Raw genomic sequence first — 26,526 nt, 5'->3', positions numbered from 1 at the left:
GTACGACGATACGGACTGGGCAGTCCGGTTGTCCAGGGTCGGCCGGTCGGCGTTCCCGCCTTCGGACGAAAGGGAGTTGAGAGGATGAGCGACACGCAGGAGCGACCGCTCCGGGCGGACGCGGCCCGCAACCGGGCCAAGTTGCTGGACGCCGCCACCGAGGTGTTCACCACTTGCGGCGTCGGTGTGCCGACGGAGGAGATCGCCCGCGCCGCCGGTGTCGGCGTCGGCACGCTGTTCCGGCACTTCCCCACCAAGGAAGCCCTGCTGGAGGCGGTGATGGTGCGCCGGCTGGAGACGATCGCGGCCCGGACGGCCGAACTGGCCGCCGGGGCCGAACCCGCCGAGGCCTTCTTCAGCTGCTTCCGGCTGATCGTCGAACTGTCCGCCGGCAAGAACGAGTTCGCCCGGGCCCTCGCCGCGGCCGGCATCGACGTCCACTCCGCGCTGCGCGCGTCCTCCGACGTCATCCGCACCCGGCTGGCGGAACTGCTGGACCGCGCCCAGCGGGCCGGGGCCGTCCGCGCCGACCTGACCCTGCCCGAACTGGTCGCGCTGATCGTCGGCACCGGAGCCACCCTGGAGCAGCTCGGCCCCGATCCGGAGGCCCACGGGCGTGTCCTGGACGTGGTGTTCACCGGACTGCGCCCGCACTGAGCCCCGCCGGGCGCCGCCTCGGAGCGCTCACCCGCCCCGCCGCCGTGCGCCCGGATTCGAGGGGCGTCGAAGGGCTTTGCCCGGGCGCGGCGGGCGCCGTGAGACTGGCCGCACCCAGGCAGAGACGACTTCGGGAGTGTGTCCGTCATGAGAATCGCGAGATCCCTCGTCCCCCGCGCCGGTGTCGCGGCCGGTGCCGTGCTGATGGCGGCCGGCCTGCTGGGCGGGACCGCCCAGGCCGCCGGCGGCGCCCCGGCCGCGAGCGGCCCCGCCGGAGCCGCAGCCGCGGTGTCGGCAGTGTCGACGGTGTCCAACGCCGACCAGACCGTCGTCCGGGCCACCGCCGCCCTGAACCGCGGCGAGAGCTGGTCCTCACCGGACGGCAGCACCGTGCTGTTCCAGCAGTACGACGGCCATGTGGTCCTGTACAAGAACGGCGTCGCCATCTGGACGGCCGTCGGCACCTACGGACTCGGCTCGTCCTTCTACGTCCAGGCCGACGGCAACCTCACCGCCTACGACGCCGCCTGGCGCCCCCTGTGGGAGAGCCGCACGGCCGGCCACCCCGGCGCCTACCTCGCCGTCCAGAACGGCGGAAACCTGGTCGTCTACTACGGCCAGCGGGCGCTGTGGTGGTCCAACTACCGTCCCGCCGACGCCGACCCCGAGTGCCGCCCCGGCCGCGTCTGCCCGTAACCCGTTACTGCGCGTGCCCGCCCGGACAGCGGGTCCGGGCGGGCACGTGGTTGTCGGCGCGGAAAGTCGGACCGGCCGACTTCCTACTCGCCGATCCGGCGGGAGGTCCAGACGGCCAGGTAGCACGCGAGCGGCAGCATCACCAGGACCGCCGCCCAGAAGGCGGCGTGGCCCCAGATCTCGGCGAGCGCGCGGAACCACGGGCCCAGGACGGGGATCCGCAGCGCCTCCAGCGGGCCCAGCGGCGGGGGCCAGGCGCCGAGCACCGCCGTGCCGAGCGCGGCGGCGGCCAGCAGGCGGCGGGCCGCGCGCGGGACGGTGGCCGAGGCGACCAGGGTCAGGAAGGCCAGCAGCAGCAGGTAGTCGGCCTGGTAGGCCGCGCCGACCTGGCCGGTGCCCCAGGACTCCGGGGTCGGGTGGTGGTCGCGGTGGACCACCGCCAGCCGGACCTCGACCGCCGCCCAGAGGACCAGGGTCAGCACCAGCGTCCCGCCGAGCCAGAACAGCAACCGGTCCCGGTAGCCGTCGCGGCCGGGGCGCCAACCCCGGGCCGCGCCGGTGCCGTTGCCCCGGGCGCGGCGGCGGGTGGCGAGGTTGCGGCGGTCGCCGGCCGCCCGCTGCGCGGCCTCGTGCGCCGGGGTGAGCAGCCAGCGCACCGAGCGGCCGTTGACGATCAGCACCAGCACGGGCGTCGCCGTCGCGACGAAGCCGGCCCAACTCGCCGTCCCGCCCTCGAACACGACCACCCGGTCGATCACCGCCTGCGGCGCCCTGAGCACGGTCATCGGCGGCCCGAGGTGCAGATACCCGACGGCGAAGGAGGCGGCTGCGGCGAGGAACAGGATCCGGCGCCCGATCCGGGCCGGGAACGCGGCCACCGCGACGGCGGCGACCAGGGCGGCGCCGAGCTGACCGGCCGTCGCGCGCGCGGCGGCCTCCCCCGCCGTCCGCAGCGGGCCGCCGAACGCGCCGTCGGGAGACACCGCCCCGCCCACCCCGGCGTCGACGGAGATCCGCCAGACCGCGCCGGCCCAGAGGCTGACGGCGAGGCAGAGGAGCAGCAGCACGCCCGCGACCGCGCGCCGGGGCAGAGCACTCCGCGCGCCGCTCCGCCAGGCGCGCAGGTCGGCCTTCCACGCCCCCCGGTTGCGGCCGCGCCGGGCACCGCCGGAACGGACGCTCCGCACCTGGAGCACGGCCGCCGCGGCGAGCGTGCCCCGCCCGTCGGCCGTCGCCGGATCGGCGGTGAGCGCCCGGCGGCGCAGGTCCGACCAGTCGCGGCGGAACCGCTCCCGGCCGCCGCCGCGCACCCGCGCCGCCACCGCGCCCGCCCCGTCGGCGACGGCGGTCACGGTCGAGTGGACCGGTGCGGGCAGCGCGCCCAGCGGGCCGGGCAGGGCGGAGAGTCGTCGGACGAGGGCGCGCCGCTGCCCGTCCGGCTGGAGGGTGAGCAGCAGGATCCAGCGGCGGGCGGCCTTGCGTTCGGCGGCGGTGAGGCGGCCGTCGCCGTTGTTCGAGTTGGCGTTGTTCGAGTTGGCGTTGTTGGCGTTGGCGTTGTTGCCGGTGCGGCCGCCGAGGGTGCGGGCCTCGCGCTCGACCCGGTTCAGCACGGCGGCGAGCTCGGTGAGCCCGAGCAGCCTGGCGCAGGCCCGCTCCGGGCAGGCCGGGTGACCGCACTGGAAGCGGGCGGCGAGCCCGAGCAGCCCGGCCGCGACCAGTTCGTCGACCACGGTCAACGCGTCCGGCCGCTCGGCCAGTTCCACCAGCCCCGCCGCGTCCACCCGGCGGTCCCGCACGTACGGGACCGCCTCGGGCGTGAACGCGGCGCCGAGGGCCAGCACCGCCCGGGAGGCCGCCGCCGACTTCTCGGCGGAGGTGCCGCGTTCGACGTCCTTGAGGTAGTGCAGGTCGAGGACGGTGTCCTTGACCTCGTCCCGGAGCCAGTCGCGCAGCCGCCGGGCGCCACCGCTCACCAGCCAGGCGGCCGCGTCCGCGGAACGCGTGAGCAACGCCCCGGCGAGCGCGGCCGGTTCGTGGAAGTCCTCGCCCCGGAAGGCGATCGGACGGTGCTTGGGTCCGGGCGGCGGGGTCGGTCCGGGCGGCGGCGGGACGACCCGGCTGCGCACCACCTCCGGGCTCTCGCCCTTCAGCCAGGCCCGGACCTGCGGCGCCGTCCACCGGTCGGCCGGGTCCTTGGTGAAGAGGCCCTGGAGCAGCAGGCGGTGGCGCTCGTCGGGGACGGCGGCGAGGTCCACCTCGTCGTCCATCACCAGCCGGAACTGCAGGGCCTCGTCGCTCACCAGGCCACCGTCCGCGCGGCGGTAGCGGCTCGCGCCCGTGAACACCTCGTAGAGGATGGTGCCGAGCGCCCACCACGGCCCGGCCGGGTGGTTGCTGCCGGCGAGTTGTTCCGGTGCCATGTAGGCGACGGTGACCTGCATGTCGGTGGAGAAGCGACGGCTGGCGGTGAGCTTGGCGACGCCGCCGAAGTCGGCCACCACGAACTCGGTGGCGGAGCCGCCGTTCCGGCCGCCCTGGCGGACCAGGATGTTGGCGGGCTTGAAGTCGACCGGGTTGCGCTGGATCCTCACCTGCCAGAACTCCAGCAGGTCGACGAGTTCGCGGATGATCCGCTGGGTCTCGCCGCTGCGGCCGAGGCGGCCCTCCTCGCGCAGCGCGGCGACGTGGTCTGCGAGGGTGACGGGGAGGTACTCCATCGCCAGCCAGTCGCAGAGCGCGCCCGCGTGCTCGACCCGGCCGTGGCCGAGGATCTCGGGGACGTGGCGGCGGAAGAGCGGGTCACCGGCGAGGTGGGCGAGGAGTTCGGTGTCCGCGCGCACGCCCGGGTTGCCGACCTTCACGGCCGCGTCGCCGCCGGTCGCCCCGCTGCTGCTCCTCCTGTTGCCGCCGCTGCCACGGCCTCCGTCGGCGCCGCGGCCGTCGGCGCGGTGGGTGTCGGCGCGGTGGGTGTCGGCGCGGTGGGCGTGCCAGACGGTGCCCTCGCTGCCGGAGCCGACCCGGCCGACGGGGTGGTAGCGGTCGGTGAGGGCGGCGGGGAAGTCGGCGGGACCGGCGGGTGGGACGGTGGTGGGTGGGACCGCGGCGGGCGGGGTGGCGGCGGGCGACGGTTCGGCCGGGGTCCTGGGCGGGACCGGGCCGCCCGGGCGCTGGACGCGGGTGCGCGCGCCGGGAACGGTACCCGTGGCGGCGGGGCCGCCGGGGTCGGTCCTCGGACGTTGCACACGGGTACGCGGACTCTCGGCGGAGGCGCCGGGATCGGTCTGCGGGCGTTGCACGCGAGTACGCGGACTCTCCGTGGAGGCGCCGGGATCGGCCTTCGGGCGCTGCACGCGGGTTCGTGGGCTCTCCGCGGCGGCGCCGACGGGCGCGTCCGGGGTCGGTTCCTCCCCCTGTGCCTGGCCTTGCGCCTGCGCCCGACCCTTCACCCGGCCGGGCCGCTGGACGCGGGTGGGCGGGCCGGGTTCCGGCGGTGTGTCGGCCATCGCGCCGTTCTCCTCCTCACGGCCCCGGCTCACCGGGGCGCGCCGAACTCGTCGATCTCGACCACCTGGACGTCCAGGTCCAGCGCGAACCGCAGCCGGTGCCCCGGTCCGATCCGGGTCGGCTCCTCGATCCGGCGGCCGTCGACGAAGGTGCCGTTGGTCGACCCCAGGTCCTCGACGTACAGCGCGCCGTCGATCCAGCGCAGCCGGGCGTGGTGCCGGGAGAGCTGGTCGAGGCCGGCCAGTCCGGGGACCGCCGCGCAGTCGGGCTCGTCGCGGCCGATCGCCAGTCCGCCGCCCCCGCGCCGGTGTTCGGCGCGGACGGGCAGCAGCACCCCGGCGACGACCAGGGCCAGCCGGAGCACCGGCGGTCGGGCGGGTCGCGGCCGGGGCCGGTGGTCCTGCTGCTGTTGCCGGTGCTGGCTCCGGTGCTCCGCCGGACGGGGCGGGCGCGCCGGGCGGGTCGCGGCCTCCGGGTCGGTGGCCGGCCGGGGCCCGGCGGACGGCGCGTCAACCGGGGTGCCGGCAGGCATCTCGGCCGCAGTCCCGGCCGGCGGGACGTCCTCGGCCGGGTCGTAGCGCTCCAACTGCTGGAACATGTGCACCTGGCAGTACCCCCGGGTGCCGGACGGTGGGCACTCCCCCGGCGCGCCCACCGGGCAGCGGTAGATCACGGTCGCCACGAGGTCTCCCGAAGGGTCACGCCGCGTCGGACCAGGTCCCGTTCGATCCGGCCCAGGTCCCCGGGGCGCGGCACCCCGATCACCCGGACCTCGCCCTCGCTCACCCGCACCTGGAGCTCGGGCCGCTCCGGCCGGTGGTCCAGGTAGGGCGCGTACCGCTCCCGGCCGAGCGCGGTGCGGGTGGTCAGCTGCTGGTTGGCCGAGCCGCGCCAGGCGAGCCGAGTGGGCTGCCCGGCCCGGTAGCGGCCGGTGATCACCGCGTCCGCGCCGTCCAGTGCGGCGGCGGTGGCCGGGTCGGCGGCCAGTTCCTCCGGTTCCCAGCCGGTGTACACCAGCAGGTCGGCCGGGTGCCCCGCGCGGCGGCGCTCGGCGTCGGCGGCGGCGAGCAGCGCGGCGAGGGCGGCCGGCTGCTCCAGCGGTTCGCCGCCGCTGACGGTGAGGCCGTCGAGGCCGTCGGCGAGTGCCGCACGCCACAGGGCGGAGAACCGCTCGACGGTCAACTCCCGCCCTCCGGTGGACTCCCAGGTGTGCCGGGACATGCAGCCGGGGCAGGCCAGGGTGCAGCCCTGGAACCAGATGCCGAGCCGTCGGCCGGGCCCGAGCGAGGTCACCGGCCGGTAGACCTGGCCGACGAGCGCCGCGACGGCCGGGGTAGTCGGGGCGGCCGGGGCGGTCCGGCCGGCGGCCCCGGCGACGTCAGCGGCAGGACGTGCGGCGACCGCCGCCGTCGGGCCGCCGCCGTCCGGGCTCAGCCCTGCCACCGTTCGACCTCCAGCCGGTAGCCCTCGCCGTCCCCGTCACCCTCGATCGCGACGACCGCGAGCCGCTCGCCCCGGCCGGGTGGGCTCCGGAAGACCTCCTTGGCGAGCGGGTTGACCAGCGCCGACTCGACGGCGGTCAGCACCCCTCGGCCGCCGTGGTCCAGCCGCCGGACCGCCTCGACCCGCAGCACCTCCCAGGCGTCGTCGGCGAGGGTCAGCTCGGCGCCGTGGGTCTCCAGGACGCGGCCGGCGACGGAGGCGATGGCCTTGTCGAGGATCTGCGGCACCCACTTCTCCTGCATGAAGTCCATCGGGATGAAGTTGTCACCGAAGCGGTTGCGCAGTTCGGGCCGCTTGATGGTGTCGTTGAAGAAGGCGTCGAAGGCCTCCCGCAGGCTCTGGCGGACCATCGCCGGATCGTCGTGGCGGCTCAGCGGGCGCCGGTTGGTGCGGGGAGCGACCTCCGTGGCGCCGGTGCTCCCGGCCTCGCCGGTGCCACCACCTGCGCCGGTGCCACCACTGGCGCCGGCAGTGCCGCCCGCGTCCCCGGCGCCCGCCCCGTCCTTCGGCGACTCGCCCACGATGGCGGCGGTGATGCCGAGGTTGGAGGTGAAGATCAGGACGCACTCGGTGAAGTAGACGGTGGCGCCCCGGCCGTCGGTGAGCCGGCCGTCCTCCAGGATCTGGAGGAAGAGGTCGAACAGCCGGGGGTTCGCCTTGTCGATCTCGTCGAAGAGCAGCACGCTCATCGGGTTGGCCCGGACGGCGTTGGTGAGTTCACCTCCGGCGTCGTGGCCGACGAAGCCGGGCGGGGCACCGATCAGCCGGTCCCGGGCGTGCTCCTCGGCGAACTCGCTCATGTCGAAGCGGATCGGCCGGGCGTCCTTGCCGAGGATCATCTCCGCGACGCCCTTGGCGAGTTCGGTCTTGCCGACACCGGTCGGGCCGGAGAGGAAGAGGGTGCCGCGCGGCCGGCTGGGCGAGCTGGACGCCTGGGCGCCGTTCAGCCCGGCCGCCGAGCGCATGAAGATCTCCAGGGTGCGGCGCACCGCGTACGGCTGGCCGATCACCTTGCCGTTGAGGAACTCCTCGCCCGTGGCGATGCGTTCGCGCAGTTCGGCGGTGGCCCACGGGTTGTCGAGCACCCCGATCCGGTAGAGGCGGGCGGCTTCGTCCAGCCGCTGCACCGGCAGGTTGCGGTCCAGGGCCATCCGGCCGATCGCCATCACCTCCGAACTGCCCATGCCGTGCGAGGAGTCGGCGAGCGCCTTGGCGGCCGTCGCGGTCTCGGCCTCGGTGAGGGCCGGTCCGCCGGTCGCCGCCTGGTAGCGGGCGAGCCCGCCGACCACGTGCCGGGCGGCGGCGAGCCGCTGGTCGTGCGGTGGCTGCGGGACGCTGATCACCCGCACCGCACGGCTGCCGACCGCGAACTCCCGGGGCAGTTCCTCCTGCCGTTCCACCACCCAGAACACCGTGTTGTAGGGCGTGACGGCGCTCGCGCCCTGCACCGGCCGGGCGGTGTGGCCCAGTTCCTCGGCGGCCGCGAACAGCCGGGCGGCCTCCCCGGCGACGGGCGCCTGCGGCGAGCCGAGCCGGCCGGAGTAGGGGACGACCAGTCCGATCGGCGGGCCGGGGTGATGCACGACGCCCACCATCGCGTCGCGCAGCCGGTCCAGCATCTCCGGCTCGTCCTCGTCGTCGGCGCCGTTCGCGCCCTGACCGTCCCGGCCGCGCCGCCACTTCTCGTCCCGCTCGGCGAACTCCCGCAGCACCGGCGGTACTTGGGCTTCGGTGGCGCTCAGCCGCAGCAGTGTGATCCGCTCGTGCACCTGGTCGAGGAAGGCGAGCGCGCCGTAACCCCGGGCGGCGCAGAGCGACTCGATCACCCCGCCGAGGCTGTACGGCGCGAGGGTGGTGCTGCGGCCGGCGGCGTGGTCGTCGGGCAGCAGGTACTGGTCGCGCACGTTCCCGGTCAGCAGCACCTGCGGGTGGACGGTGAGTGCCATGTCCAGCTCGCGGATCCAACTGGGCGTCCCGGGGCGGGGGTCGGCGCCATTGCGGGCGCTTCCGGCGGCGTCGGGGCCGGGCGGCGGCGCGTCCTTGCGCAGACCGGCCGGCCCGTCCCCCTGCTGGTCAGCGCTCACGGCCACGCTCCTGCGGCTTGCGCACGGCGGCGGCCCCGGTGGCGCCGGAGCGCTTCGACCGGCCGCCTCGGCGGCGCGGGGTCGCGGCGGACGGCGGCTGCGGCCACGAACCACCGGGAACGGTGCCCGCGGCCATCGCGCCCGGCGCCATCGCGGACGTCCGTTCCAGTCGCACGCCCTGCTGCCGGACGCCCTCCTCGATCGCGGGCAACTGCTCCTCGCAGAACCACTGCTGGACGCTCTCGTCCTGCTCCTCGTCCTGCCAGGCGTCGCCGGTCCCGGAGTCCTCCCGGCGGACCACCGCCGTGGAGAGGGTCGCCCGGTCCGGGGCCAGCACCAGGCGCAGCCCGTACCCGGCGGCCGGCGGCTCGCCGCCGGCCTCGAAACCCTCGACCTGCCCACCGGCGGCCGCGGCGGCCCGGTCCGGATCCGGGTCGCCGAACGGCACCACCACCTCGCCCTCGGCGGCGAGCAGGTCCTCGAAGTCCTCGCCGACCAGGTAGTCCCGCTCGCGCAGCACCTCGGCGAGCGCCGCCGCCACCGGCACCCGGTGGCGACGGGCGTCGGCCCGCGCGACGGCCGCCTCCACGGCGGGCCGCAGGAAGGCCGGGTCCTCGGCGGCGGCGAGTTCGGCGAGCAGCCGGTCCCGCTCGTCCGGCTCCGCCTCCCGCACCGACTCGGACAGGGCGGCGCGCAGTTCGGCCCGCTCCTCGTCGCGGGCACGGCGCCCCACCGAGTGCTGGACCAGGGCGGCGAGGTCGGTGAGCGTGGCCCGCACATCGGGAACGGTGGCGGCCGCCCGGAGGGCGCGGACCAGGCCCGCCACCCGTTCCAGGTCGGCCGGGTCGCAGCGGGGCACGTCGCGGTCCAGGACCGCCTGGGCCTCGACGAGCGCGCCGGCCCGGACCCGCTCGACGCGGTCCGCCGACTCGGCCCGGGCCCGCTCGGCGGCGGCCTCGGCCTCCGCTTCTGCGGCCGCCTTCGTCGCCCCGGCGCTGCGGCGCGCCTCGGCGCGGGTCCGGCGGGTGCGCTCCGGTTCGGCCACCGCCTCCGGCAGCACGGCCGACCACACGTCCTGCACCGCCTCGGCCAGCTCCTGGGCGGCCCGCGCGTTCGCCGCCCGGGCCCGCTCCACCGCCCGGGTCAGCTCCGCCTCGTCCGCCCCGGCGCCGACGGTCACCGTCTCCACCGTGACCCGGGCCGTCCGGTACGCGCGCCGCAACTGGCCGGCCTCCCCGCGCAGCCCCTGGGCCTGCTCGTTCAGCTCACCCAGCCGGGCCCGCAGCTCCGCCCGCCGCGCCTCGGCCCGGCGCAGGTTCTCGGCCCGCTGCGCCTCGGCGGCGAGGCGGGCACGCAACTGCCGGCGGCGCTCGGCCTCCTGGTCGACATAGGACCACCCGTATCCCGCGGAACTGCTCACCGGCCGCCTTCCGAGCGCGATTCATGACCTGCGGCGCGCACCGCCCGGGAGTTGGCACCGGTCCGGTTCTCACCCCTCGCGCGCCGCCGGGGCCGGTGCGGGTCGTGCACGAGACATCATCGACCGCGCGCGAACCGGCACCACCCCCGAAGTGCTGCTGAGGGCCCATCATGCCGCAGATCAGGCGGTCGCGTTCCGCCTTTGCCAATCCGGGATCATCGCCCGCGGCGCGTGCTGGCACGCTACATTGGCGCGTGACCGACGGACACGGACACCAGGGCGGAGGGCGAGGATGACGACCGACTTTCTCGATGTCCTGCGCGAGCACTGGGACGAGGTCCAGGAGTACCTGGACGAGTCCGCCAGGGACGCCATCGCGACCCTGCTCGACGCACCGTCCGCCGCGCCGGAGCGGACTGCCCGCAGGATCGTCCGGCTGGTGCTGGCGGCCCTTCCGGACGAACACCCGGTGCGCGCGGCCCTGGCGGACTCGGTCCGCTACTCACAGGCCGTCCAGTTCGAATCGGCAAACCGTGACGCCGTGCTGCAGGTACTCGCCCTGGTCCGCGGACGGTCGACGGACGGCGGCGGGCCCGAGGCGGCTCCCGAGCCCGAGCCGGACGCCCTCCCCGTCCCGCCCGAGGACGCCGACGACTGGCTGCTCGCCGCCGACTCCGTCAGCGCCGCCGACTACCGGTCCGGCGGGCACGACCCCGCCGATCCCGATCTGATTCGGCTGACCGACCGCCAGGGCACCGTCCGCCTGCCGTCGTTCCAGTTCGACGGTGCCTCCGGCCGGCCGTTACCCGTGGTGGTCGCCGTCAACCGCCTGCTCGACGCCGACGACGACCCGTGGGGCGTGGCCGACTGGTGGCTCGGCGCCAACGCCTGGCTGGACGCCGTCCCCGCCCGTCTGCTGGGCACCCCCGGCGAGCACGGCCTGCTCGCCGCCGCCCGCGCCGAGATCGCGGAGTGGTGACCTCATGCCCGACGTGAAGGTCCCCGCCCCGACCGCGCGCGCCACCCCGCACCTCGAGGTGCTGCCCGCCGGCACCGTGCTCCACCGCGTGCACTCGGCCGCCTACCCGGCCACCTCGTTCAACCCGAACCCGTCCGACAGCCACTACGAGGGCGGCCGGTTCTGCTCCTACCAGGGCGACGGCAGCCATCTTCCGTACCTGTACGCCGGGTTCTCGGAGCGCACGGCCGTGATGGAGACGCTGGTCCGGGGCATCCCCTTCGACGAGCGCGGCTGGCGCCGGATCCGGCGCGCCTCGGTGCGGGGCCGGGTGCTGTCGCGGATCGAGACCACCTGCGACATCCCGCTCGTCGGCCTGATGACGCTCGACCAGCTCGCCGCCGTCCACCAGGACGAGTGGCTGATCCACTCCACCCCGGACGCCTACCCGCGCACCCGCCGCTGGGCCGCCTGGATCCGCGGTCAGGCCCCGGAGGCACTCGGCCTGCGCTGGCCGTCCAAGCGCGACCTGGGCAGCAGCGCCTGCATCCTCTACGAGCACGACGCCGCCACCCCGCTGGTCAAGCCGGCCGACGCCGCCCCCGTCCCGCTGGACACCGCCGAGGGCGCCGCCCTGCTCAACCTCCTGCTCGCCCCGGCCCGCACCCGCGTCGACCCGCCGCGGCGGCAGGGCTCGTAAGGCGGAGCCTCCGGACCGTCGTCCTCGCTCCGGCGGGGGCGTTCACGCGGTTTCGGGCACGCCCTGCCCACCCGTCGGAACGGCTCTCCCCGTCCGCCCGGCGGCCGCGTACTGTGCACGGGCCAGGTGATCGTTCCAACAGGGGGAGACAGAATGACCACGCACGTCACAACACCGGGCACCACGGTCGGATCGGTGCGTTCCGCCGACGGCACCACCGTCGGCTACCGCAGCACCGGCTCCGGGCCGGGGCTCCTGCTGGTGCCCGGGGCGTTCGCGCTCGCGGCCGACTTCGACGGACTGGCGGCGGAGTTGGCGGACCGCTTCACGGTGCACACCGTCGAGCGGCGGGGGCGCGGTACGAGCGGCCCGCAGGGTGACACGTACAGCGCGGCCGCCGAGTGCGCGGACATCGAGGCCGTCCGCGCGGCCACCGGGGCGCGGTTCGTGTTCGGCCACAGCTTCGGCGGCTTCCTGACCCTGGAGGCCGCGCTGGCCGGCTCCGCCTTCGAGCGGATCGCCGTCTACGAGCCCGGTGTGTCCGTCGACGGCTCCATCCCCTTCGACTGGGCCGAGCGGTGCCGCCGCGAACTCGACGCCGGGAAGCCCGCCGAGGCGTTCCTGACCTTCGTCCGCGGCGTCAACCCCGGGACCAGCGGCAAGGCGCCGCGCTGGCTGTTGCGGCTGATCCTCCCGCTCGCCCTCAAGAAGCCCGAGCGGCTGCAGAAGCACGCCCTGCTGGCCGCGGCGATCCGCGAACACGCCGAGATCGCCGCCCGGGACAACACCTTCCGCGAGTACGGGCGGCTCGACCGGCCCGTACTGCTGATGGCGGGCAAGGAGGCCCGGAGCACCGGGGCGGGACGTGCGGCCACCGCCGTGCACGAGGTCCTGCCCGGCTCCCGGCTGCTGCTCCTCCCCCGACTGGACCACTTCGGGCCCGAGACGAATCCCGCCGCCGTGGCCCCGGCTCTGGCGGACTTCTTCCTGGAGTCGTCCGCCCGGTAGCGGTCGATCCGGGCAGTGGTCACGCATGCCCGGCAACCGCACGGCCGTTCAGGTGAGTTGGCCGCATGCGTGGGATCGGCCTCGGACGGGCGACGGCCCTGCGCCGCGTGGCGCAGGGCCGTCGCCCCCTGATCAGTAGTGGCCCTGGTTCGCCCGGTCCGGCACCGGGTGGGTGGCGGCGGCGTCCTGGGCGAGTTCGTGGGCGACGGGCGCCGGGGCCTCCCGCTCGGCAGCGTGCGACGGCGTCGCGAGACCGAACGCGGCACCTGCCACGACAACGCTCACGGCGGCCATTTTGGCGAACCCTCCGGTCATGTCCGGCATATGCAGTCTCCCCCGTTCACTTCCCGCCCCGGTGGCGGGAGTTGACTCCGCCAGAGAACCACCGGCCGGAGCGGAGCGGCAAGCTCTTCGCCGCACAGGCGAATCGACCCTGTGCGCGGGCCGCGCCGTCAGGCCGCCGGGAGGGTGCCGAGGGCCTGGATTCCGGTGCGGCCGGCCCGGAAGACGGCGGGGCCGACGGCGGCCAGGGCGATGCGGGTGTACGCGGTGTCGGCGGTGAGGCGGTCCGGTTCGTCGCGCCAGTGGAGCCGGCCGGTGGCGAGGTCGTGGGCGAAGAGGCGGTCGTCGTTCGTCCCGACGTAGACCGTGCCGCCCGCCGCTGCCGCCGAACTCATGCCCCGGCCGAGGCCCATGGGGACGGTGGCGGTCCAGCGGGTGTCGCCCGTGCCCGCGTCCAGGGCGGTCAGGGCGGTGCCACTCAGCAGGCACACCGTCCCGTCGGCCACCGCGAGTTCGCCCAGGCTGTGGCGCTGCGCCCGCCGCCACAGCGGTCGGCCCGAGGCCGCGTCCAGGGCGTGCACGGTCGAACCTCCGGTCGCGGGGTCGTTGCACACCGTGTGAAGGGTGCCCCGGTGCACGGTCGGCGCGAAGTCGACCGTGCCGACGGCCTCCTGCGCCCAGCGCCGCTCACCGCTCTGCACGTCGAAGGCGAACAGTCCGCCCGTCCGGCCGGGTACGTACACCGTGTCGCCGGCCACGAGCGGCACCGGCGAGACGTTCGCCGCGGTGCTCCAGCGGACCTCGCCGGTGGCCAGGTCGTGGCAGCGCAGCGCGTTCCCGTACCCCGTCAGGACGCGGTCGCCGGCCACCACGATGCCCTGTTCCGCCGACAGGTCCCGCCAGTCGGGGACCGCGACCTCCCAACGCACCTGTCCCGAAGCCGCGTCGAGGGCCCGGACGCCGGTCGCGGAGTTCACGCAGACCGTGCCGTTCCCGGCGGCGAGCGGCCAACCGCCCGGAGGGTCGTAGGCGTCGGCCGCGGGCACCGCCCGGGTCCAGCGGACGGTGCCGGTGCGTGTGTCGTGGGCCCGGACGGTGCCGTCGTACCCCGACACGTACAGGCTCTCGCGCGGACCGGCGGGCAGGACCATCCGCCCGCCGGTGGCGGCCGTGCTCCAGATCCGCGGTCCGCGTACGGGCACCCGGTCCGCCCACCACCGGACGCCGGCCGGGACCGCGAGCGCGCCGAGGCCGCCCACGGTACTGAGCAGCAGGCGGCGGCGGTGGATCGCGGGCCGGGGAGCGCCGGCGGGGGCTGCGGGCTCGGTCGGGTGCATGTCGGGGGTCACGTCGGAGGTCACCCCGTAGAGGACTTCGTGCACCGACCGGACGGTTCCGGCGCGGGCGAAGGACGGCCCTTTCGGGCAAACCGCCCGGAAGGCCGAGGCCCGCCGGGCGCCCGGCGCCGGGTACCGGGGTGTCAGTCGGTGTCCGTCTCCGCCGGCTCGTCGGCGCGCTGGTCCTCGGTGGTGCCGAGGCGCCAGTAGCCCATGAAGCAGACGGCGCGCCGGTGGTAGCCGCGCTCGCCGACCAGGTGGCGGCGGAGTTCGCGGACGGCCGCCGCCTCGCCCGCGATCCACGCGTACGGCGTGCCGGAGGGCAGTTCGGCGGCGCGGACGGCGGCGGGGAGGGCGGGGGTGCCCGGCGTGCCGCGGTGCAGCCAGGTGATGGTGGTGCCGGGCCGGTCGGCGGGGAGGTAGGCGTGCTCCGTCGGTCCCTCGACCTCGGCGAACACCCGGACCGGCAGGTCGGCGGGCAGTTCGTCGAGGATCGCGGCCACGGCGGGCAGGGTGGACTCGTCCCCCGCCAGCAGCACCCAGTCGGCCCCGTCGGGCAGGTGGAACTCGACGCCGCCGGCCTCCTCGACCGCCGGCCCGCAGACGACCACCCGGTCACCGGGCGCCGCCGTCTCGGCCCAGCGGGAGCCGGGGCCGTGGTCGCCGTTGACGGCGATGTCGATGTCGACCTCGTCGGGGTCGTGGCGCTGGGCGCGGACGGTGTAGGTGCGCAGCACCGGGCGGACGGCCGGATCCATCGTGCGCCAGTGCTGGTACCAGGCGAAGTCGTCCTCGCCCTCCGGCATCAGGGGTTCGCTCTGTCCGGGGAGCGGCAGCAGGAGTTTCACCCGCTGGTCGAGGCCGCCGTTGACGAACCCGGCGAGGCTGGGGCCGCTCAGGGTGATGCGGGCCATGTGCCGGGTGATCCTGGCGGTCCGGACCACCTCGAGCGGGAAGAGCAGGAACCGCGCGGGGGCGGTGGTGCTGGTCAGGGCCGTCTCCTCTCACCTCAATTTAGGTAAGGCTAACCTACCCCAGAGGTCGTTCGCCCCCGTCCGTCCGCGCGGGTTCGCTGGAGTGACGCGGCGCCGTCGAGGAGCGCGGGGGCGCCGTCGGCGCGCAGGAGCGCGCCGCCGGCGCGGCCGGGCGGCCGCGACCCCCCGCGACGAAGAGGTAGTCCTCGCCGCCGACCAGCGCGGCCACGATGCGGTCGGCGCCGTTCCAGGTCATCTCCGCCACTCCCCCTCGCCGCTCCCTGCCCTCACCACCTCAAGCGTATCTTTGATGTGCCCGTTGAAACTTTGCTGCTCTCGGCCCGAGGAATCGACTGTAAAGTTTCAAAGTGCCATCAGAACCGATGAAGAGACTGCGACCCGTCGACCTGGGACGCGAGCACGGCCTCTCCGCGCAGGCCGTCCGCAACTACGAGCAGGACGGCTTCCTGCCGCCCGCCGAGCGGACGCCGACCGGGTACCGGATCTACACCGACTTGCACGCGGCGGCGCTGCGCACCTTCCTCGCCCTCGTCCGCGCCTACGGGCACGCGACCGCCGGGGCCGTCATGAACGCCGTCCACGCGGACCGGACCGACGACGCCCTGACCGCGCTCGACCACGGCCACGCCCAACTGCTCCGCGACCGGGAGACCCTCGCCTCGGTGCGCGGGGCCGTGGAGCACCTGGCCGGGGCCGACGCCGCGGCCGACGACTCCGCGCCCGAGGAGGGCACCGGGAGTGACACCGGGGGCGATACCGGCCCCTTCCCGCTCAGCATCGGCGAGGTCGCCCACCGCCTCCGGCTCACCCCGGCCACCCTGCGCACCTGGGAGGCCGCCGGCATCCTGCTCCCCGCCCGCGACCGCGCGACCGGCCACCGCCTCTTCCACCCGGGCGACGTCCGCGACGCCGAACTCGCCCACCTGCTGCGCCGCGGCGGCTACCGCCTCCCGCACATCGCGGCCGTCGTCGGCCAGATCCGCACCGCGGGCGGCACCAGCGCCCTCGCCGCCGCACTGGCCGACTGGCAGGAACGGCTCACCGCCCGCGGCCTGGCCATGCTGAGCGCGGCCGCCCACCTGAACACGTACCTGACGGCGGCAGCCCACGACGGCCGGGGGTGAACGGCTCGACCCCCCCGAGCCCCGACTACCGGGCGCCCCGGCCGGGGCGCCCGCGCGTCACGAAGCCGTCGGCTGGGGGCTCATCGCCCGCTCGTACAGCTTCTCCCGCGCCCGTGCGAGCAGTTCGGCGGCCTTCTTCCGCGACGCCTCCTCCGCCTTGTCGAGCGCGCCCGGGTAGTCCGCGGACATCCCCGAGCCGGCGCCGTAGTCGACCTCGACCGCCAGGCGCAGATTCCCGTCGCAGAACGCCGAGGTGAAGCTCAGCCGGTCGACCGGCCCGGGAATGGTGTCGGTGAGCGGGTGCCGGACCGACACTTGGTACCCCTCCTGGCCGAGCCCACCGCCGTCGGTCCTCTCGAACTTCCGCGTCTCCGTCGGCTTGGGCCCGCCGATCGGCGACCTGGCGTTCTCCGCCGAGACCTCCAGCCAGTGGCAGCCGCGGGCCGCCTCGAAGACCGTCGCGTCGATGCTCACCCGCCAGTCCTCCGTGGCCGGACCGCCGTCGTAGCTGCAGCTGAGCGTCTTGGACGGGTCGCTCGCGATCCCCGCGCTCGTCACCGGTATGGAGCTCCTCAACTCCCCCGGCAGGCCGGGATCGCCCACCACCGCGCAGAGGTCACCGACCGTGCGGTACCAGCCGACCTGCTTCGCCTTGCTGTCACTGCTGCTGTCACCGCCGCCGCACCCGGTGAGGAGAACCAGGCCCGCGGCCACAAGGGCAGTCGCGCCGGTACGGAAGGTTCGGTTTCGATTCGTCACGGCGTCAGGTTAGCCCCGTCCTCCGTCAGCACCCCGGGGCGACAGCTCCGACACCGGTACGGGCCCATGGGACAGCGTGAGTTGACGGATGATGAGGACAGGGCCCGCCGGACGGCGACAGTGCGGTCCGCCTCGGGGGCGGGCGACGGTGCGCGGGGGCGGGTCGGTCGTTAGGGTCGGCCGTATGGCGAAGCGAAGACTCGGACCGGGGCCCGCTCCGGTTCGACCATTGCCCGAACTGCCCGAGAACCGCACCCTGCTCGCGCACTTCCGGGAACGGGCGACGCCGGCGAGCGGGCCGACGGACCATGCCCTGGGGGCCTGGCAGTTGCGCACGCACCCGGACAACTGCGAGTGGCTGGCCTCGTTGGTGCCGGGGCATCCGCTGGAGGGGGCCTACGGGGTGCCGGTGCTCGCCTTCGAGGGGGTGGCGGCGGCCGTCGCGGTCGGTGTGCGCGGGCTGCTGGTGCGGCTGCCCGCGCTGCCGGAGGACATCGAACCCGGCCCCCCGGTACCGCCGTTGACCGACGGCGAGTGGCGGTCCGTGCCGCCCGCGGTACCCGGCCTCGACGGCGCCGACGGTGAGGCGCGGACCGCGGACCTGGCCCGTGCGGCGCTGCTGCACGCCCGCGACCTGAGCCGGAACCGGCCCCGGCACTCCGGGCGGCAGGGCTGACCACCCGCAGGTCCGCTCAGACGCGGTCGAGCGGGCGGTGCGGGCCCGGGGGCAGCTCGGCCTTGATGGGGTCGCCGGGGTGGATCGTGCCGCCGGTGCGGACCACGCCCATGATCCCGGCCCGGCGGACGATGTTGCCCTCCTCGTCGCGGCCGACGACCTGCTTGAGCAGGCCGTCCTGGAACGCGTCGATCTGGAGGCACGGGTTGCGCAGGCCGGTGACCTCGACGACGGCCTCGGGGCCGATCCGCAGCAGGGTGCCGACCGGCAGGCCGAGCAGGTCGATGCCGCGGGTGGTGACGTTCTCGCCCAGTTCGCCGGGCGCGACCGGGAAGCCCTGCTCGGCCACCTCGGCGAACAACTCCTCGTGGATGAGGTGGACTTGCCGCAGGTTCGGCTGCGTCGGGTCCTGCGCGACGCGGGAGCGGTGCTTGACGGTCACCCCCGAGTGCACGTCGCCCGCCACGCCGAGGCCGGCGATCAGGGTGATGCTCGCCCGGTTCGGTTTGGTGAAGGTGTACTCGCCGCTGCTGCTGACCGCCGTGACCGTTCCGCTCATGTGTGTGCATCCTCCTGTGCGGGGGCAAGATCCCCGTCCAGCGTAGACCCGCGAGTCGACTACCCGGAGGGGCAGGGGCGATGACCGGTTTCACGGACCGACCGCAGGACGGCGTCGCGCGTTCGGTCGAGGCGCGGCTGCGGGCCGCGCTCGACCTGGGCGACCTCGACGAACTGCGCGTCCTGTACGAGCGGTTGGGACGCCCCCGGGTGGAGGTGCCCAGGCTGGCGGAGGAGGTCAGGGCAGCGATCGTGCACGCGTACGTGCCGGTCTGCGGCGAGCGCAGCGATCCGCGCTGGCGGGTGGAGGCGCTGTTCACCGAGCCGCCCCCGCCCGTCGACTCCGCCGAGCGGCTCGGCCGGGCGTGGGCGGTGCTGGCCGAGCTCGGGGTGAACCCGTGGGCGCCGATGCCGTGCGGGCTCTACCACGACGGGGGCGGGGGCAACTACGACGTCATCGTCCACGACAACGACCGCGACGACCCCGACCACCCGGGCAAGTTGTACGTGTCGCAGCTCGGGCTGTTCGTGAACGGCGACGACTGGGACGACCGCTACCGGGTGGCCTTCACCGAGGCCGGCTTCCACTGGATCGACTTGCGAAGCGGCGGGGCACTGGTTCCCGGCCTCCTGGCCCGCTACTTCGGCGAGTGGACGGAGCTCGACGTCGACACGCTGCTGTTCCTGTGGCAGGACTGAACAGGGCTGCGGTTCAACGGGACTCTCCGGCGGACCCGTCGGCGGGCTCGTCGGCGGGCTCGTCGAAGGGCCAGGCGATCTCCAGGCGGTTGTCCGGGTGGTCCGGCGTCCCGGTCCAGCGCCGGTGGACCAGCCGGACCGGCCCCGCGAAGGCGAAGCCGTGCCCCGTGATCCAGTCGGCGACGGCGTCGTACCCGCCGAGGATCCGCGGGAAGGCGGCGGCCTCGCCCTCGACCTCCAGGCAGGCGAGGGTGTTCGCGGGCAGGTCGCGCACGGTCATGCCCTCGGGCAGGTCCGCGGGCTGCGCGCCGTCCGGCCGGAACGGCAGGCAGGCCTCGACGAGCGTCGCGTTCTCGTCGTCGCACACCCCGTGGAAGCGGACGAACGCGGGCCCGCTGAAGGTGAGCGGGCCGCGGCCGGCGGCCTGGTACATCTCCTGGTAGGCGGTGCGGAGGAAGGCGTCGAGCCCCGAGTTGTCCACGGTCGCCCCGCGGACGAGGATCCGTTCGGCGGCGCCCTGGCGGACGGTGACGCGGTGGGTCATCCCTGCTCCTTCGGTGAGTCGGTCCAACAGGCCGTGCACGACGGAGCGCTGCACCTGCAACCGCCGTTCGGCGGCCAGCAGCCGCGCCCGCAGCGCGGCGGCGAGCTCCTCCTCGCCGCCGCCGAGCAGCCGGCCCACCTCCTCGACGGGGATGTCCAGTTGCCGCAGCGCCCTGATGGACTGCGCCGTACGCACCTGGTCGCGCCGGAAGTACCGGTAGCCGCTCACCGGGTCGACGAACGCCGGCAGCAGCACGCCACTGGCGTCGTAGTGCCGGAGCGCGGTCACCGAGAGGCCGCTGGCCTGCGAGAACTGCCCGATCGGCAGCAGGTTTCTCCTGTCCACGGCCCCGACTGTGCCGTCTCGTGCCACCCGAGAGTCAAGCCCCTCCGACGACGGCGACGGCGACGGCGACGGCGACAACCGCGACGGCAGCGACGGCGATCCGGCGTTCAGGGGGTGCCGTCGGCGTGGTCGCCGAGGGTGAGCAGGACGCGGCGGAGCAGGCCCGTGAGCTGGTCGCGTTCGGCGGTGGTGAGCCCGGCGAGCTGGCGTTCCTCCCCGGCGAGGTGGTGCTCGACGAGACGGTTGGTCAGCTCCCGGCCGGCGTCGGTGAGGGAGATCAGCACCCGGCGGCGGTGGGCGGGGTCGACGGCCCGGTCCACCAGGCCCTTTTCCACGAGGTGGTCGATGCGGTTGGTGAGCGCCGCGGAGCTGACCATCGCGGCGGCGCTGAGTTCGCCGGCGGTGAGGACGTTCGGCGGGCCGGAGCGGAGCAGGGTGGCCAGGACGTCGAACTCCCAGGGCTCGACGCCGTGCGCGGCGAGGTTCTCCTTGATCCCGCGTTCCAGCAGCCGGGAGGCGCGGGAGAGGCGGCCGATCACGGCCATGGGCGAGGCGTCGAGGTCGGGGCGGACCGCCTGCCACTGCGCGGTGATGCGGTCGACGCCGTCGTGCTGCGGCTGCTGTTCCGTCGTGTCCGTCATGCGCCGGAGTCTAACATTTCGACATGGAAGTGTTTGACATCGCGGATCATGTCTCCCTATAGTTTCGACATCGAAATGTTCGACATGTTCGACAGGGCGTGTCCGACGAGGCGTGTCCAGTACAGGGGGATGGTCATGAAGGTCCTGCTCACGGGTGCCACCGGCTACATCGGCTCCGCCGTCACCGAGCACCTCACCGCCGCCGGCCACCAGGTCGTGGCGCTCACCCGCAGCGCGGAGCCGCAGCCCGCTCGCGGCTGGCACGGCCAGCTGGTCGGCGACACCGCCGACCCGGCCTCGCTGGCCGGCGCGGTGACGCCCGACATCGAGGCCGTGATCCACCTCGCCCCGCCGAGCGGCGACGCCGAGGTCGACACCGCCGTCGTCGAGGCACTCGCCGCTCCGCTGCGCGGCACCGGCCGCTCCTTCGTCTACACCAGCGGCGTCTGGGTGCTCGGCGCCACCGGGGCGGCCCAGGAGGTCGGCGAGGAGGCCCCGACGAACCCGATCGACATCGTCGGCTACCGCCCGCGGATCGAGCGGCGGGTGCTGGACGAGGCCGCCGAGGGCGTGCGCGCGGTCGTCGTCCGGCCCGGCATCGTGTACGGCCGGGGCGGCGGCATCCCGGCGATCCTGGTCGACCGGGCCCGCACCCAGGGTGCGCCCGAGTACTACGGCGAGGAGGGCGTGCGCTGGCCGACCGTGCACGTCGACGACCTCGCCGAACTGTTCCTGGCGGCGGTCGAGCGGGCCGAGGCCGGCAGCGTCTGGCACGGTGTGGGCGAGTCGGCCGTCCCGGTGCGGGAGATCGCCCGGGCCGCCGGCCGGGTGGCCGGTGTCAGCGGCGACCCGAAGGCCGTGCCGGCCGCGCAGGCCGCCGAGGTCTTCGGCCCGCTGTTCGCGGACGCGCTCGCCCTCGACCAGAGCGTCAGCGGAGCCGCCGCCCGCACCGCGCTCGGCTGGAAGCCGGACCGGCCGGGCGCGGTGGCAGAGCTGGAGTCGGGCTCGTACTGACGGCTCCTACCGACGGCGCCGCGGGGACGCGCCGTCACGGCCCGCCGGTCACCGACCGGCGGGCCGGTCAGGACGTGGTGGGCCGGTCAGGACGTGACGGGCATCCGGAGGACGACGTCGGGGCGGGCCGGTCAGGACGTGGCGGGCCGGGCCAGCCGGAAGAGGACATTGGGGCGCAGCGGCCCCTCGGGGGCGTCGAGGTCGTCGAAGTCACCGGCCGGGTCGCGGGTCATGCCCAGGCGGGTCATCACCGCCTGGGAGCGGAGGTTGGTCGCGGTGGTGACGGCCAGGATCTCGGGGAGCTCCAGGGTGTCGAAGCCGAACGCGAGCACGGCGCGGGCGGCCTCGGTGGCGTAGCCGTGGCCCCAGGCGGAACGGGCGAGCCGCCAACCGATCTCCACGCCGGTGAACGGCGCCTCGTAGTCGATGTCGTCCAGTCCGGCGAAACCGATGAACTCGCCCGTCTCCCGGACCTCGACGGCCCACCAGCCGTAGCCGCGCCGCTCGAAGGCGGCCTCGAAGCGCGCCACGGACTCGTCGCTCCGCTCCCTGCTGAGAGGCTCGCCCAGGTGCTGCCGGACCTCGGGGTCGGCGTTCATCGCCGCCCAGGGTTCGAGGTCGGACTCCTGCCAGCGGCGGAGCAGGAGACGGTCGGTGTGCAGATCGGTCATGGCGCCCACCCAATGTGATCTTCCGCCGGAGGGCAACCCGGTTTCCTCGGCCCGCAGCGCCCGGTCAGCGCCTCGGCCCGCCCAGCGCGTACACAGCGGTGCCGACGGCGGCCGCCACCAGCGCGGCCCAGGTGGCGACCGGAGTACCGGGCGGCAGCATCGGCCAGGTCAGCACCTGGGCGAGGGTGCCGGGCCCGGGCGGCAGGACGAATGCGAGCGCGAGCGCCGCGAACGGCGGCAGCCACGCGCAGGACCGCCCGCACCAGGCCGCGCCGAGCGCGGCCAGCCCGGTCAGCCCGGCGCTGTCCCGGACGACGAGGGTGAGGTCGGTCGACAGGCCGACGCCCGCCCGCGCCGCCAGCAGCACGCCGGCCGCGAGCAAAGCGCCGCCCAGCAGGTGCGCCGCCCGCCGGGGCGGCCAGCGGACCGCGGCCGTGCGGTCCAGCGCGAGGTCGGGCCCGGCCAGACCGACGGCGAGCGCCGTCGCCCCGGCCGCCAGGACCAGCACCGACAGTCGCGGGTCGTCCGCCCCGCCCACGGCCCGGCCGAGCACGGACACCGCCACGGCCCCGGCCAGCACGGCGGCCAGCGCGGCCGGCACCTGCCGCGAGCGCGCGTACAGCGTCAGCCACCTCATCGGGTCGGCACCCCCGTCAGCGTGGCGAGCACATCGTCCGCGCAACCGACCGCGGCCTCGTGCAGCGCGGCCATCCGGCGCCGCTGCTCCGCCTCCGGCAGGGCGCGGAACCGCTCCCAGACCGGCCCGGCCAGGTCGTTCTGGTCGCTCGTCCGGTGCATCGTCCCGTCGAGCGGGCGGAGGTCGCCGAACACCCAGGCCGCGGCGACGCTCTGGGCGGCGGCGTCGTCCAGGGTGCCGCTCTCCACCTCGCTGCGCGGGCGGCAGTTCGGGGCGATGCCCTGCGCGACCAGGGCCCTGGTCAGCCGGTCGCCGGTGGCGGCGGCGAACACCGGATCGTCGAAGTCGACCAGCACCGCGTCCGCCGAGCGTTCCGGCCGCTCGCCGAGCGCGTGCGACTCCACGGTCTCACGGACGGTGCCGGGTGCCCGGTCGCCGAGGGCGGCGTGCAGCAGGCGCAGGGCCTCCCGGCCGGGACCGGCCAACTCGTCCAGCCGGGACTGCCGCAGCGCCGTCACACAGACCGGTCCGTCGCACACCGGCGCGGCCGCCGCCCGGTCGACCACATAGGTGTCCCTCGGGTCGGCCGGGAGCACCGCCAGGGCGAGCGCGCCGCCCGCCAGCAGCGGGGCGAGGGCGAGCAGCCGGGCGCGCGGGGTGGCGGCGGCGAGCAGCGCCAGGCCGGTCGCGGCCGCACCGAGCAGCCACAGGACCTGCCCGAGGTGGACCGGGACGGCGACGGTGAGCAGCGTGTCGCGGACGGGCGCCGTGACCGGTGACAGCAGGGAGAGCCGGTTGGACACGGCGGAGGTCGGGATCGCGGCGTCCGTGGTCGGCCGCAGCAGGCTGGTGAGCAGGAAGGCGCCGACGGCCAGCGCGGGCGGGGTGAGTACGGAGGGCAGGACCCGGGCGACGCCCAGGCCCAGCACCGCCCCGGCGGCCAGCGCGAGCGCCCCGACCAGCGAGATCGGCAGCCAGCCCGCCGGGGTGAACCGGGTGTCGCCGGTGAGTACCCGCACCCCGCCGACGAGGAGCAGCAGCCCGTAGCCGGTGACGAGCGCGAGGACGATCGGGCCGGCCTGGGCGAGCGCCCGCTGCCGGGCCGGCCGCGGGGTGCAGGCCAGCAGTTCGGCGGTCCGCGAGCGGTGGTCGCGCAGCCCCTGGAGTGCGCCGAGCCCGAGGGCGAGCGGCCACAGGAAGACCAGTAGGTGACGGGTCCACAGGGCCATCGAGGTCCACTGCGCCGTCCACCGGGTGGTGCCCGCCGACCACGGCCCGGGGGCGAGGGTCAGGAACGCGAGGGCGGCCGCCAGGACCACCGCGCCGGCCCACGGGGCGACGGAGCGGCGCAGTTCGGTGCGCAGGAGGCGGAGGGCGGAGGGCGCAAAGGGCAGGCTCACGGGGCGGGAGAGGCTCACCAGGCACCCCGCGTCCGTCGCGCCGGGTCGACCAGCAGCGCCGAGTAGCCGCGCTCCAGCGGGCTGTCGCCCTCGTGCTCGGGACCGCCCGCCGCGGCCAGCGCGTCCGGAGTGCCCTGGAAGACCAGCCGGCCCTCGGCGAACAGCAGCACATCGGTGCAGGCCGCCGCGACGTCCTCGACCAGGTGGGTGGAGACCACCACGCAGGCCTCCGTGCCCAGTTCCTGGAGCAGTTCGCGCAGCCGCAGCCGCTGCGCCGGGTCCAGGCCGACGGTCGGTTCGTCCAGCAGCAGGACCGCCGGGTCGTTGACGATGGCCTGGGCGATGCCGGCCCGCCGCACCATGCCGCCCGACAGGGCCTTCATCCGGTCGTCGGCGCGGTCGGCGAGGCCGACCCGCTCCACGGCGCGCTGGGTCGCGGCCGGGATCTCCGCCGCCGGGACCTCCTTCAGCCAGGCCATGTACTCGACGAACTCCCGGACGGTGAAACGCTTGTAGTAGCCGAACTCCTGCGGCAGATAGCCGATCCGGCGGCGCAGCGCGCGGTACTCGCCCGGGCCGCGGACGGTCTCGCCGAGCAGTTCCAGCTCGCCGCCGGCGGGGCGCAGCACGGTGGCCAGGGCCCGGATGAGGGTGGTCTTGCCCGCCCCGTTGGGGCCGAGCAGTCCGTGGACGCCGGTGCCGAGGGACAGGTCGAGCCCGTCCACGGCGAGCCGTTTGCGGCCGGCCCTGACCTGGAGTCCGGTCGCCCGGATCTCCCGGGCGTAGGTGGTGGGGGCCAGTTCGGCCCTGGTGACGGCACGCACGGTGCGCGTCCTCCTGTCTGTGAATGGGGGGAAGGTCAGCGGTTCTGGCCCGGCGCCGTCCAGGCGCCGCGGCGGGCGACCACGACCGCCACGCCGAGCGCGAGGACCGCGCCCCACAGCGGCAGGCCGTCCGCCCGCAGGACGGCGGCGGTCCGGCCGGCGGCCACGGTCGGGGCCACGACGACCGCGAGCCAGCCGGCCGCCACGGCGACGGCCGCCCTGGTCACCCCGAGCAGCGCGCCGAGCGCGAGGGTGGTCGAGGTGAACGCCAGGCAGGGCAGCAGCCACTGCGCCGCCGTCACGCCCGTCGCCCACCCGCCGATCAGCAGCGCGGGGAGCACCACGGCGAGCACGGCGGCGGTGCGCCGCAGCAACAGCGGCAGTCCGGCGCGGGGGGTGGCGGCGGTCAGTTCGTACGCCGGGTCCAGGCCGCGCGACCAGGCGGCCGCGACGCCGCCGACCGGCAGCACGGGGGCGAGCACCAGCAGCAGGGAGATCCGGTCCGGGTCCGGCCCGGCGTTCGCCCGGTCCAGCAGCAGCGCGAGCGCGGTGACGACCAGCACCATGGCCAGCCACGGCGTCATCGCGGGCGTCGTCCAGGTGGACAGCCGGGCCGCGAGGCGGCGTGGGGGCGCCGGGGCGGCCACGGCCAGCTGCGGTTCCAGCTCCGACCAGACGGCGGCGGTGAGCGCCGCGACGGCGGGCGCCCCGGTGCCGACGGCGGCCGACAGCCGCTCCCGGCAGGCCGGGCAGGCCTCCAAGTGGGCTTCCACGGCCCACAGTTCGTCGGCGGCGAGGGCGACGGTGGGAGCGGCGGCGCCGGGCACGCCGTCGTCGACATAGGCGGCGAGCAGCCGGGCCGAGGGGTGTTCGACGGTCATGCCAGTGCCTCCCGCATCGCGATCCTGGCCCGGCGGGCGCGGGTCTTGACCGTGCCCTCGGGCAGTCCGAGGACGACGGCCGTCTCCCGGACGGACAGCCCGTCGAGCACCATGGCCCGCAGGACGTCCCTGAGCTCGGGCGCGAGGCGGCCCAGCGCGTCCCCGACGTCGCCGCCGACGGTGGCGAGCAGCGCCTCCTCCTCGGCGGCGGGCGCCACCGGGTGCGGGGCGGCGGCCGGCGGCGGCTCCGCGTGGTGGGCCCGGCGCCGGAACGCGTCGACCAGGCGGCGGGCGGCGATCGTCCACAGCCAGCCGACGGCCGACCCGCCGGCCCCGCTCCCGGCGAAGGACCCCGCCGCCCGCCACACCGCCAGATAGGTCTCCTGCATCACCTCGGCGACCATCTGCTCGTCGGCGCAGCGGCGGCGCAGCCGCACCGCCAGCCACGGCGAAGTGCGGCGGTACAGCTCCTCGAAGGCGACCCGGTCCCCCCGGGCCACCCGTCGGAGCAGCTGCTCCTCGTCCAGTTCCTGCGGCGGTGCTGCCGCCCGTACACGTCTCACACCTGGTAGACGGGCGGCCGGGCCTGCGGGTTTTCTCCCGGGAGTG

At 75.6% G+C, this 26,526-nt stretch carries 28 protein-coding genes; 9 read left to right on the top strand and 19 right to left on the bottom strand.

Going from position 1 to position 26,526, the window contains the following annotated elements:
• Positions 1 to 84 precede the first annotated feature (84 nt).
• Together IF01_RS0124000 and IF01_RS44225 are read left to right on the top strand one after the other, a co-directional pair.
• Entirely contained in the window at positions 85 to 657 is a 573-nt protein-coding gene (locus IF01_RS0124000) for a TetR/AcrR family transcriptional regulator (protein ID WP_030395592.1), read from the top strand.
• 147 nt (positions 658 to 804) lie between these two features.
• Positions 805 to 1,353 (top strand): hypothetical protein, encoded by a 549-nt coding sequence (locus IF01_RS44225; RefSeq protein ID WP_051756090.1) that lies wholly within the window; start codon positions 805 to 807, stop codon positions 1,351 to 1,353.
• Between the two features lie 83 nt (positions 1,354 to 1,436).
• Here the strand turns inward: IF01_RS44225 and IF01_RS0123990 are convergent, their stop codons facing one another.
• From IF01_RS0123990 to IF01_RS47685, 5 genes are all read right to left on the bottom strand, one after another.
• Positions 1,437 to 4,595 (bottom strand): protein kinase domain-containing protein, encoded by a 3,159-nt coding sequence (locus IF01_RS0123990; protein WP_157855335.1) that lies wholly within the window; start codon positions 4,593 to 4,595, stop codon positions 1,437 to 1,439.
• Positions 4,596 to 4,885: 290 nt separating this feature from the next.
• A complete protein-coding gene (locus IF01_RS44220) occupies positions 4,886 to 5,539 on the bottom strand; it encodes an FHA domain-containing protein (protein WP_051740935.1) in 654 nt (217 codons plus the stop codon).
• Positions 5,527 to 6,300, bottom strand: coding sequence for a 4Fe-4S cluster-binding domain-containing protein (locus IF01_RS0123980; RefSeq protein ID WP_244215612.1), 774 nt, complete (start codon positions 6,298 to 6,300; stop codon positions 5,527 to 5,529). Before IF01_RS0123980 ends, IF01_RS44220 begins: the two co-directional genes overlap by 13 nt.
• Positions 6,288 to 8,444 (bottom strand): AAA family ATPase, encoded by a 2,157-nt coding sequence (locus IF01_RS0123975; protein WP_244215611.1) that lies wholly within the window; start codon positions 8,442 to 8,444, stop codon positions 6,288 to 6,290. The genes IF01_RS0123980 and IF01_RS0123975 overlap by 13 nt, the downstream gene beginning before the upstream one ends.
• Entirely contained in the window at positions 8,434 to 9,864 is a 1,431-nt protein-coding gene (locus IF01_RS47685) for a hypothetical protein (RefSeq protein WP_030395586.1), read from the bottom strand. Before IF01_RS47685 ends, IF01_RS0123975 begins: the two co-directional genes overlap by 11 nt.
• A 292-nt stretch (positions 9,865 to 10,156) precedes the next feature.
• On the opposite strand from IF01_RS47685, the gene IF01_RS42225 reads away from it, so the two are divergent.
• From IF01_RS42225 to IF01_RS0123955, 3 genes are all read left to right on the top strand, one after another.
• Entirely contained in the window at positions 10,157 to 10,843 is a 687-nt protein-coding gene (locus tag IF01_RS42225; RefSeq protein ID WP_051756088.1) for a hypothetical protein, read from the top strand.
• A 4-nt stretch (positions 10,844 to 10,847) separates the two neighbouring features.
• Entirely contained in the window at positions 10,848 to 11,522 is a 675-nt protein-coding gene (locus IF01_RS0123960) for an RES family NAD+ phosphorylase (RefSeq protein ID WP_030395584.1), read from the top strand.
• 153 nt (positions 11,523 to 11,675) lie between these two features.
• A complete protein-coding gene (locus IF01_RS0123955; protein WP_037780955.1) occupies positions 11,676 to 12,530 on the top strand; it encodes an alpha/beta fold hydrolase in 855 nt (284 codons plus the stop codon).
• Between the two features lie 132 nt (positions 12,531 to 12,662).
• Here IF01_RS0123955 and IF01_RS48470 read toward each other — a convergent pair whose 3' ends face one another.
• The 4 genes from IF01_RS48470 to IF01_RS0123935 form a co-directional block, all read right to left on the bottom strand.
• Positions 12,663 to 12,815, bottom strand: coding sequence for a hypothetical protein (locus IF01_RS48470; protein ID WP_157855334.1), 153 nt, complete (start codon positions 12,813 to 12,815; stop codon positions 12,663 to 12,665).
• A gap of 167 nt (positions 12,816 to 12,982) precedes the next feature.
• On the bottom strand, positions 12,983 to 14,194 hold the full coding sequence (locus IF01_RS0123945) for an outer membrane protein assembly factor BamB family protein (protein ID WP_030395582.1): 1,212 nt from the start codon (positions 14,192 to 14,194) through the stop codon (positions 12,983 to 12,985).
• Positions 14,195 to 14,292: 98 nt separating this feature from the next.
• A complete protein-coding gene (locus tag IF01_RS0123940; RefSeq protein WP_341845499.1) occupies positions 14,293 to 15,093 on the bottom strand; it encodes a siderophore-interacting protein in 801 nt (266 codons plus the stop codon).
• Positions 15,094 to 15,178: 85 nt separating this feature from the next.
• Positions 15,179 to 15,379 (bottom strand): hypothetical protein, encoded by a 201-nt coding sequence (locus IF01_RS0123935; protein WP_157855333.1) that lies wholly within the window; start codon positions 15,377 to 15,379, stop codon positions 15,179 to 15,181.
• A gap of 127 nt (positions 15,380 to 15,506) precedes the next feature.
• Here IF01_RS0123935 and IF01_RS0123930 point away from each other — a divergent pair, with 127 nt between their 5' ends.
• Positions 15,507 to 16,268, top strand: coding sequence for a TioE family transcriptional regulator (locus tag IF01_RS0123930; protein ID WP_030395579.1), 762 nt, complete (start codon positions 15,507 to 15,509; stop codon positions 16,266 to 16,268).
• A gap of 57 nt (positions 16,269 to 16,325) precedes the next feature.
• Here the strand turns inward: IF01_RS0123930 and IF01_RS0123925 are convergent, their stop codons facing one another.
• Entirely contained in the window at positions 16,326 to 17,027 is a 702-nt protein-coding gene (locus IF01_RS0123925; protein ID WP_149030363.1) for a hypothetical protein, read from the bottom strand.
• Positions 17,028 to 17,211: 184 nt separating this feature from the next.
• On the opposite strand from IF01_RS0123925, the gene IF01_RS0123920 reads away from it, so the two are divergent.
• The gene (locus IF01_RS0123920; protein ID WP_157855332.1) at positions 17,212 to 17,703 is read left to right on the top strand and encodes a hypothetical protein; all 492 of its coding nucleotides are present in this window, start codon (positions 17,212 to 17,214) and stop codon (positions 17,701 to 17,703) included.
• Positions 17,704 to 17,719: 16 nt separating this feature from the next.
• On the opposite strand, the gene IF01_RS0123915 is transcribed toward IF01_RS0123920, so the two are convergent.
• The gene (locus IF01_RS0123915) at positions 17,720 to 18,262 is read right to left on the bottom strand and encodes an MOSC domain-containing protein (RefSeq protein ID WP_030395576.1); all 543 of its coding nucleotides are present in this window, start codon (positions 18,260 to 18,262) and stop codon (positions 17,720 to 17,722) included.
• 80 nt (positions 18,263 to 18,342) lie between these two features.
• On the opposite strand from IF01_RS0123915, the gene IF01_RS0123910 reads away from it, so the two are divergent.
• A complete protein-coding gene (locus IF01_RS0123910) occupies positions 18,343 to 18,960 on the top strand; it encodes a hypothetical protein (RefSeq protein WP_051756086.1) in 618 nt (205 codons plus the stop codon).
• A gap of 13 nt (positions 18,961 to 18,973) precedes the next feature.
• Here IF01_RS0123910 and IF01_RS0123905 read toward each other — a convergent pair whose 3' ends face one another.
• Both IF01_RS0123905 and IF01_RS0123900 read right to left on the bottom strand, forming a co-directional pair.
• The gene (locus IF01_RS0123905) at positions 18,974 to 19,849 is read right to left on the bottom strand and encodes a MerR family transcriptional regulator (RefSeq protein ID WP_030395574.1); all 876 of its coding nucleotides are present in this window, start codon (positions 19,847 to 19,849) and stop codon (positions 18,974 to 18,976) included.
• Positions 19,850 to 19,956: 107 nt separating this feature from the next.
• Complete coding sequence (locus IF01_RS0123900; RefSeq protein WP_030395573.1) at positions 19,957 to 20,490, bottom strand: MarR family winged helix-turn-helix transcriptional regulator; 534 nt, start codon at positions 20,488 to 20,490, stop codon at positions 19,957 to 19,959.
• 135 nt (positions 20,491 to 20,625) lie between these two features.
• Here IF01_RS0123900 and IF01_RS0123895 point away from each other — a divergent pair, with 135 nt between their 5' ends.
• On the top strand, positions 20,626 to 21,504 hold the full coding sequence (locus tag IF01_RS0123895) for an NAD-dependent epimerase/dehydratase family protein (protein ID WP_030395572.1): 879 nt from the start codon (positions 20,626 to 20,628) through the stop codon (positions 21,502 to 21,504).
• A gap of 131 nt (positions 21,505 to 21,635) precedes the next feature.
• On the opposite strand, the gene IF01_RS0123890 is transcribed toward IF01_RS0123895, so the two are convergent.
• The 6 genes from IF01_RS0123890 to IF01_RS0123865 all read right to left on the bottom strand — a co-directional run bounded on the left by IF01_RS0123890 (position 21,636) and on the right by IF01_RS0123865 (position 26,417).
• Entirely contained in the window at positions 21,636 to 22,175 is a 540-nt protein-coding gene (locus IF01_RS0123890) for a GNAT family N-acetyltransferase (protein WP_030395571.1), read from the bottom strand.
• 64 nt (positions 22,176 to 22,239) lie between these two features.
• Complete coding sequence (locus IF01_RS0123885) at positions 22,240 to 22,812, bottom strand: hypothetical protein (protein ID WP_030395570.1); 573 nt, start codon at positions 22,810 to 22,812, stop codon at positions 22,240 to 22,242.
• Positions 22,809 to 24,212, bottom strand: a complete 1,404-nt coding sequence (locus IF01_RS0123880) for a hypothetical protein (RefSeq protein ID WP_244215609.1) — start codon at positions 24,210 to 24,212, stop codon at positions 22,809 to 22,811. Before IF01_RS0123880 ends, IF01_RS0123885 begins: the two co-directional genes overlap by 4 nt.
• Before the next feature lie 14 nt (positions 24,213 to 24,226).
• Entirely contained in the window at positions 24,227 to 25,036 is an 810-nt protein-coding gene (locus IF01_RS0123875; protein WP_030395568.1) for an ATP-binding cassette domain-containing protein, read from the bottom strand.
• 35 nt (positions 25,037 to 25,071) lie between these two features.
• Positions 25,072 to 25,917, bottom strand: a complete 846-nt coding sequence (locus IF01_RS0123870) for a zf-HC2 domain-containing protein (RefSeq protein WP_030395567.1) — start codon at positions 25,915 to 25,917, stop codon at positions 25,072 to 25,074.
• Positions 25,914 to 26,417 (bottom strand): RNA polymerase sigma factor, encoded by a 504-nt coding sequence (locus IF01_RS0123865; protein WP_051756083.1) that lies wholly within the window; start codon positions 26,415 to 26,417, stop codon positions 25,914 to 25,916. Before IF01_RS0123865 ends, IF01_RS0123870 begins: the two co-directional genes overlap by 4 nt.
• Positions 26,418 to 26,526: the final 109 nt, after the last annotated feature.

Source organism: Kitasatospora purpeofusca (assembly GCF_000718025.1).
GTDB classification, from domain to species: Bacteria; Actinomycetota; Actinomycetes; order Streptomycetales; family Streptomycetaceae; genus Kitasatospora; species Kitasatospora purpeofusca.
The sequence above is the reverse complement of the archived record's forward strand: the minus strand, read 5'-3'. Positions and strand labels throughout refer to the sequence as shown.

What these genes read in the sequence shown, in the direction of transcription:
- IF01_RS0124000 (WP_030395592.1), top strand. Translation starts at nt 85, where the DNA reads ATGAGCGACACGCAGGAGCGACCGCTCCGGGCGGACGCGGCCCGCAAC.
- IF01_RS44225 (WP_051756090.1), top strand. Translation starts at nt 805, where the DNA reads ATGAGAATCGCGAGATCCCTCGTCCCCCGCGCCGGTGTCGCGGCCGGT.
- IF01_RS42225 (WP_051756088.1), top strand. Translation starts at nt 10,157, where the DNA reads ATGACGACCGACTTTCTCGATGTCCTGCGCGAGCACTGGGACGAGGTC.
- IF01_RS0123960 (WP_030395584.1), top strand. Translation starts at nt 10,848, where the DNA reads ATGCCCGACGTGAAGGTCCCCGCCCCGACCGCGCGCGCCACCCCGCAC.
- IF01_RS0123955 (WP_037780955.1), top strand. Translation starts at nt 11,676, where the DNA reads ATGACCACGCACGTCACAACACCGGGCACCACGGTCGGATCGGTGCGT.
- IF01_RS0123935 (WP_157855333.1), bottom strand. Translation starts at nt 15,379, where the DNA reads ATGACCTGGAACGGCGCCGACCGCATCGTGGCCGCGCTGGTCGGCGGC.
- IF01_RS0123930 (WP_030395579.1), top strand. Translation starts at nt 15,507, where the DNA reads ATGAAGAGACTGCGACCCGTCGACCTGGGACGCGAGCACGGCCTCTCC.
- IF01_RS0123920 (WP_157855332.1), top strand. Translation starts at nt 17,212, where the DNA reads ATGGCGAAGCGAAGACTCGGACCGGGGCCCGCTCCGGTTCGACCATTG.
- IF01_RS0123915 (WP_030395576.1), bottom strand. Translation starts at nt 18,262, where the DNA reads ATGAGCGGAACGGTCACGGCGGTCAGCAGCAGCGGCGAGTACACCTTC.
- IF01_RS0123910 (WP_051756086.1), top strand. Translation starts at nt 18,343, where the DNA reads ATGACCGGTTTCACGGACCGACCGCAGGACGGCGTCGCGCGTTCGGTC.
- IF01_RS0123900 (WP_030395573.1), bottom strand. Translation starts at nt 20,490, where the DNA reads ATGACGGACACGACGGAACAGCAGCCGCAGCACGACGGCGTCGACCGC.
- IF01_RS0123895 (WP_030395572.1), top strand. Translation starts at nt 20,626, where the DNA reads ATGAAGGTCCTGCTCACGGGTGCCACCGGCTACATCGGCTCCGCCGTC.
- IF01_RS0123890 (WP_030395571.1), bottom strand. Translation starts at nt 22,175, where the DNA reads ATGACCGATCTGCACACCGACCGTCTCCTGCTCCGCCGCTGGCAGGAG.
- IF01_RS0123885 (WP_030395570.1), bottom strand. Translation starts at nt 22,812, where the DNA reads ATGAGGTGGCTGACGCTGTACGCGCGCTCGCGGCAGGTGCCGGCCGCG.
- IF01_RS0123870 (WP_030395567.1), bottom strand. Translation starts at nt 25,917, where the DNA reads ATGACCGTCGAACACCCCTCGGCCCGGCTGCTCGCCGCCTATGTCGAC.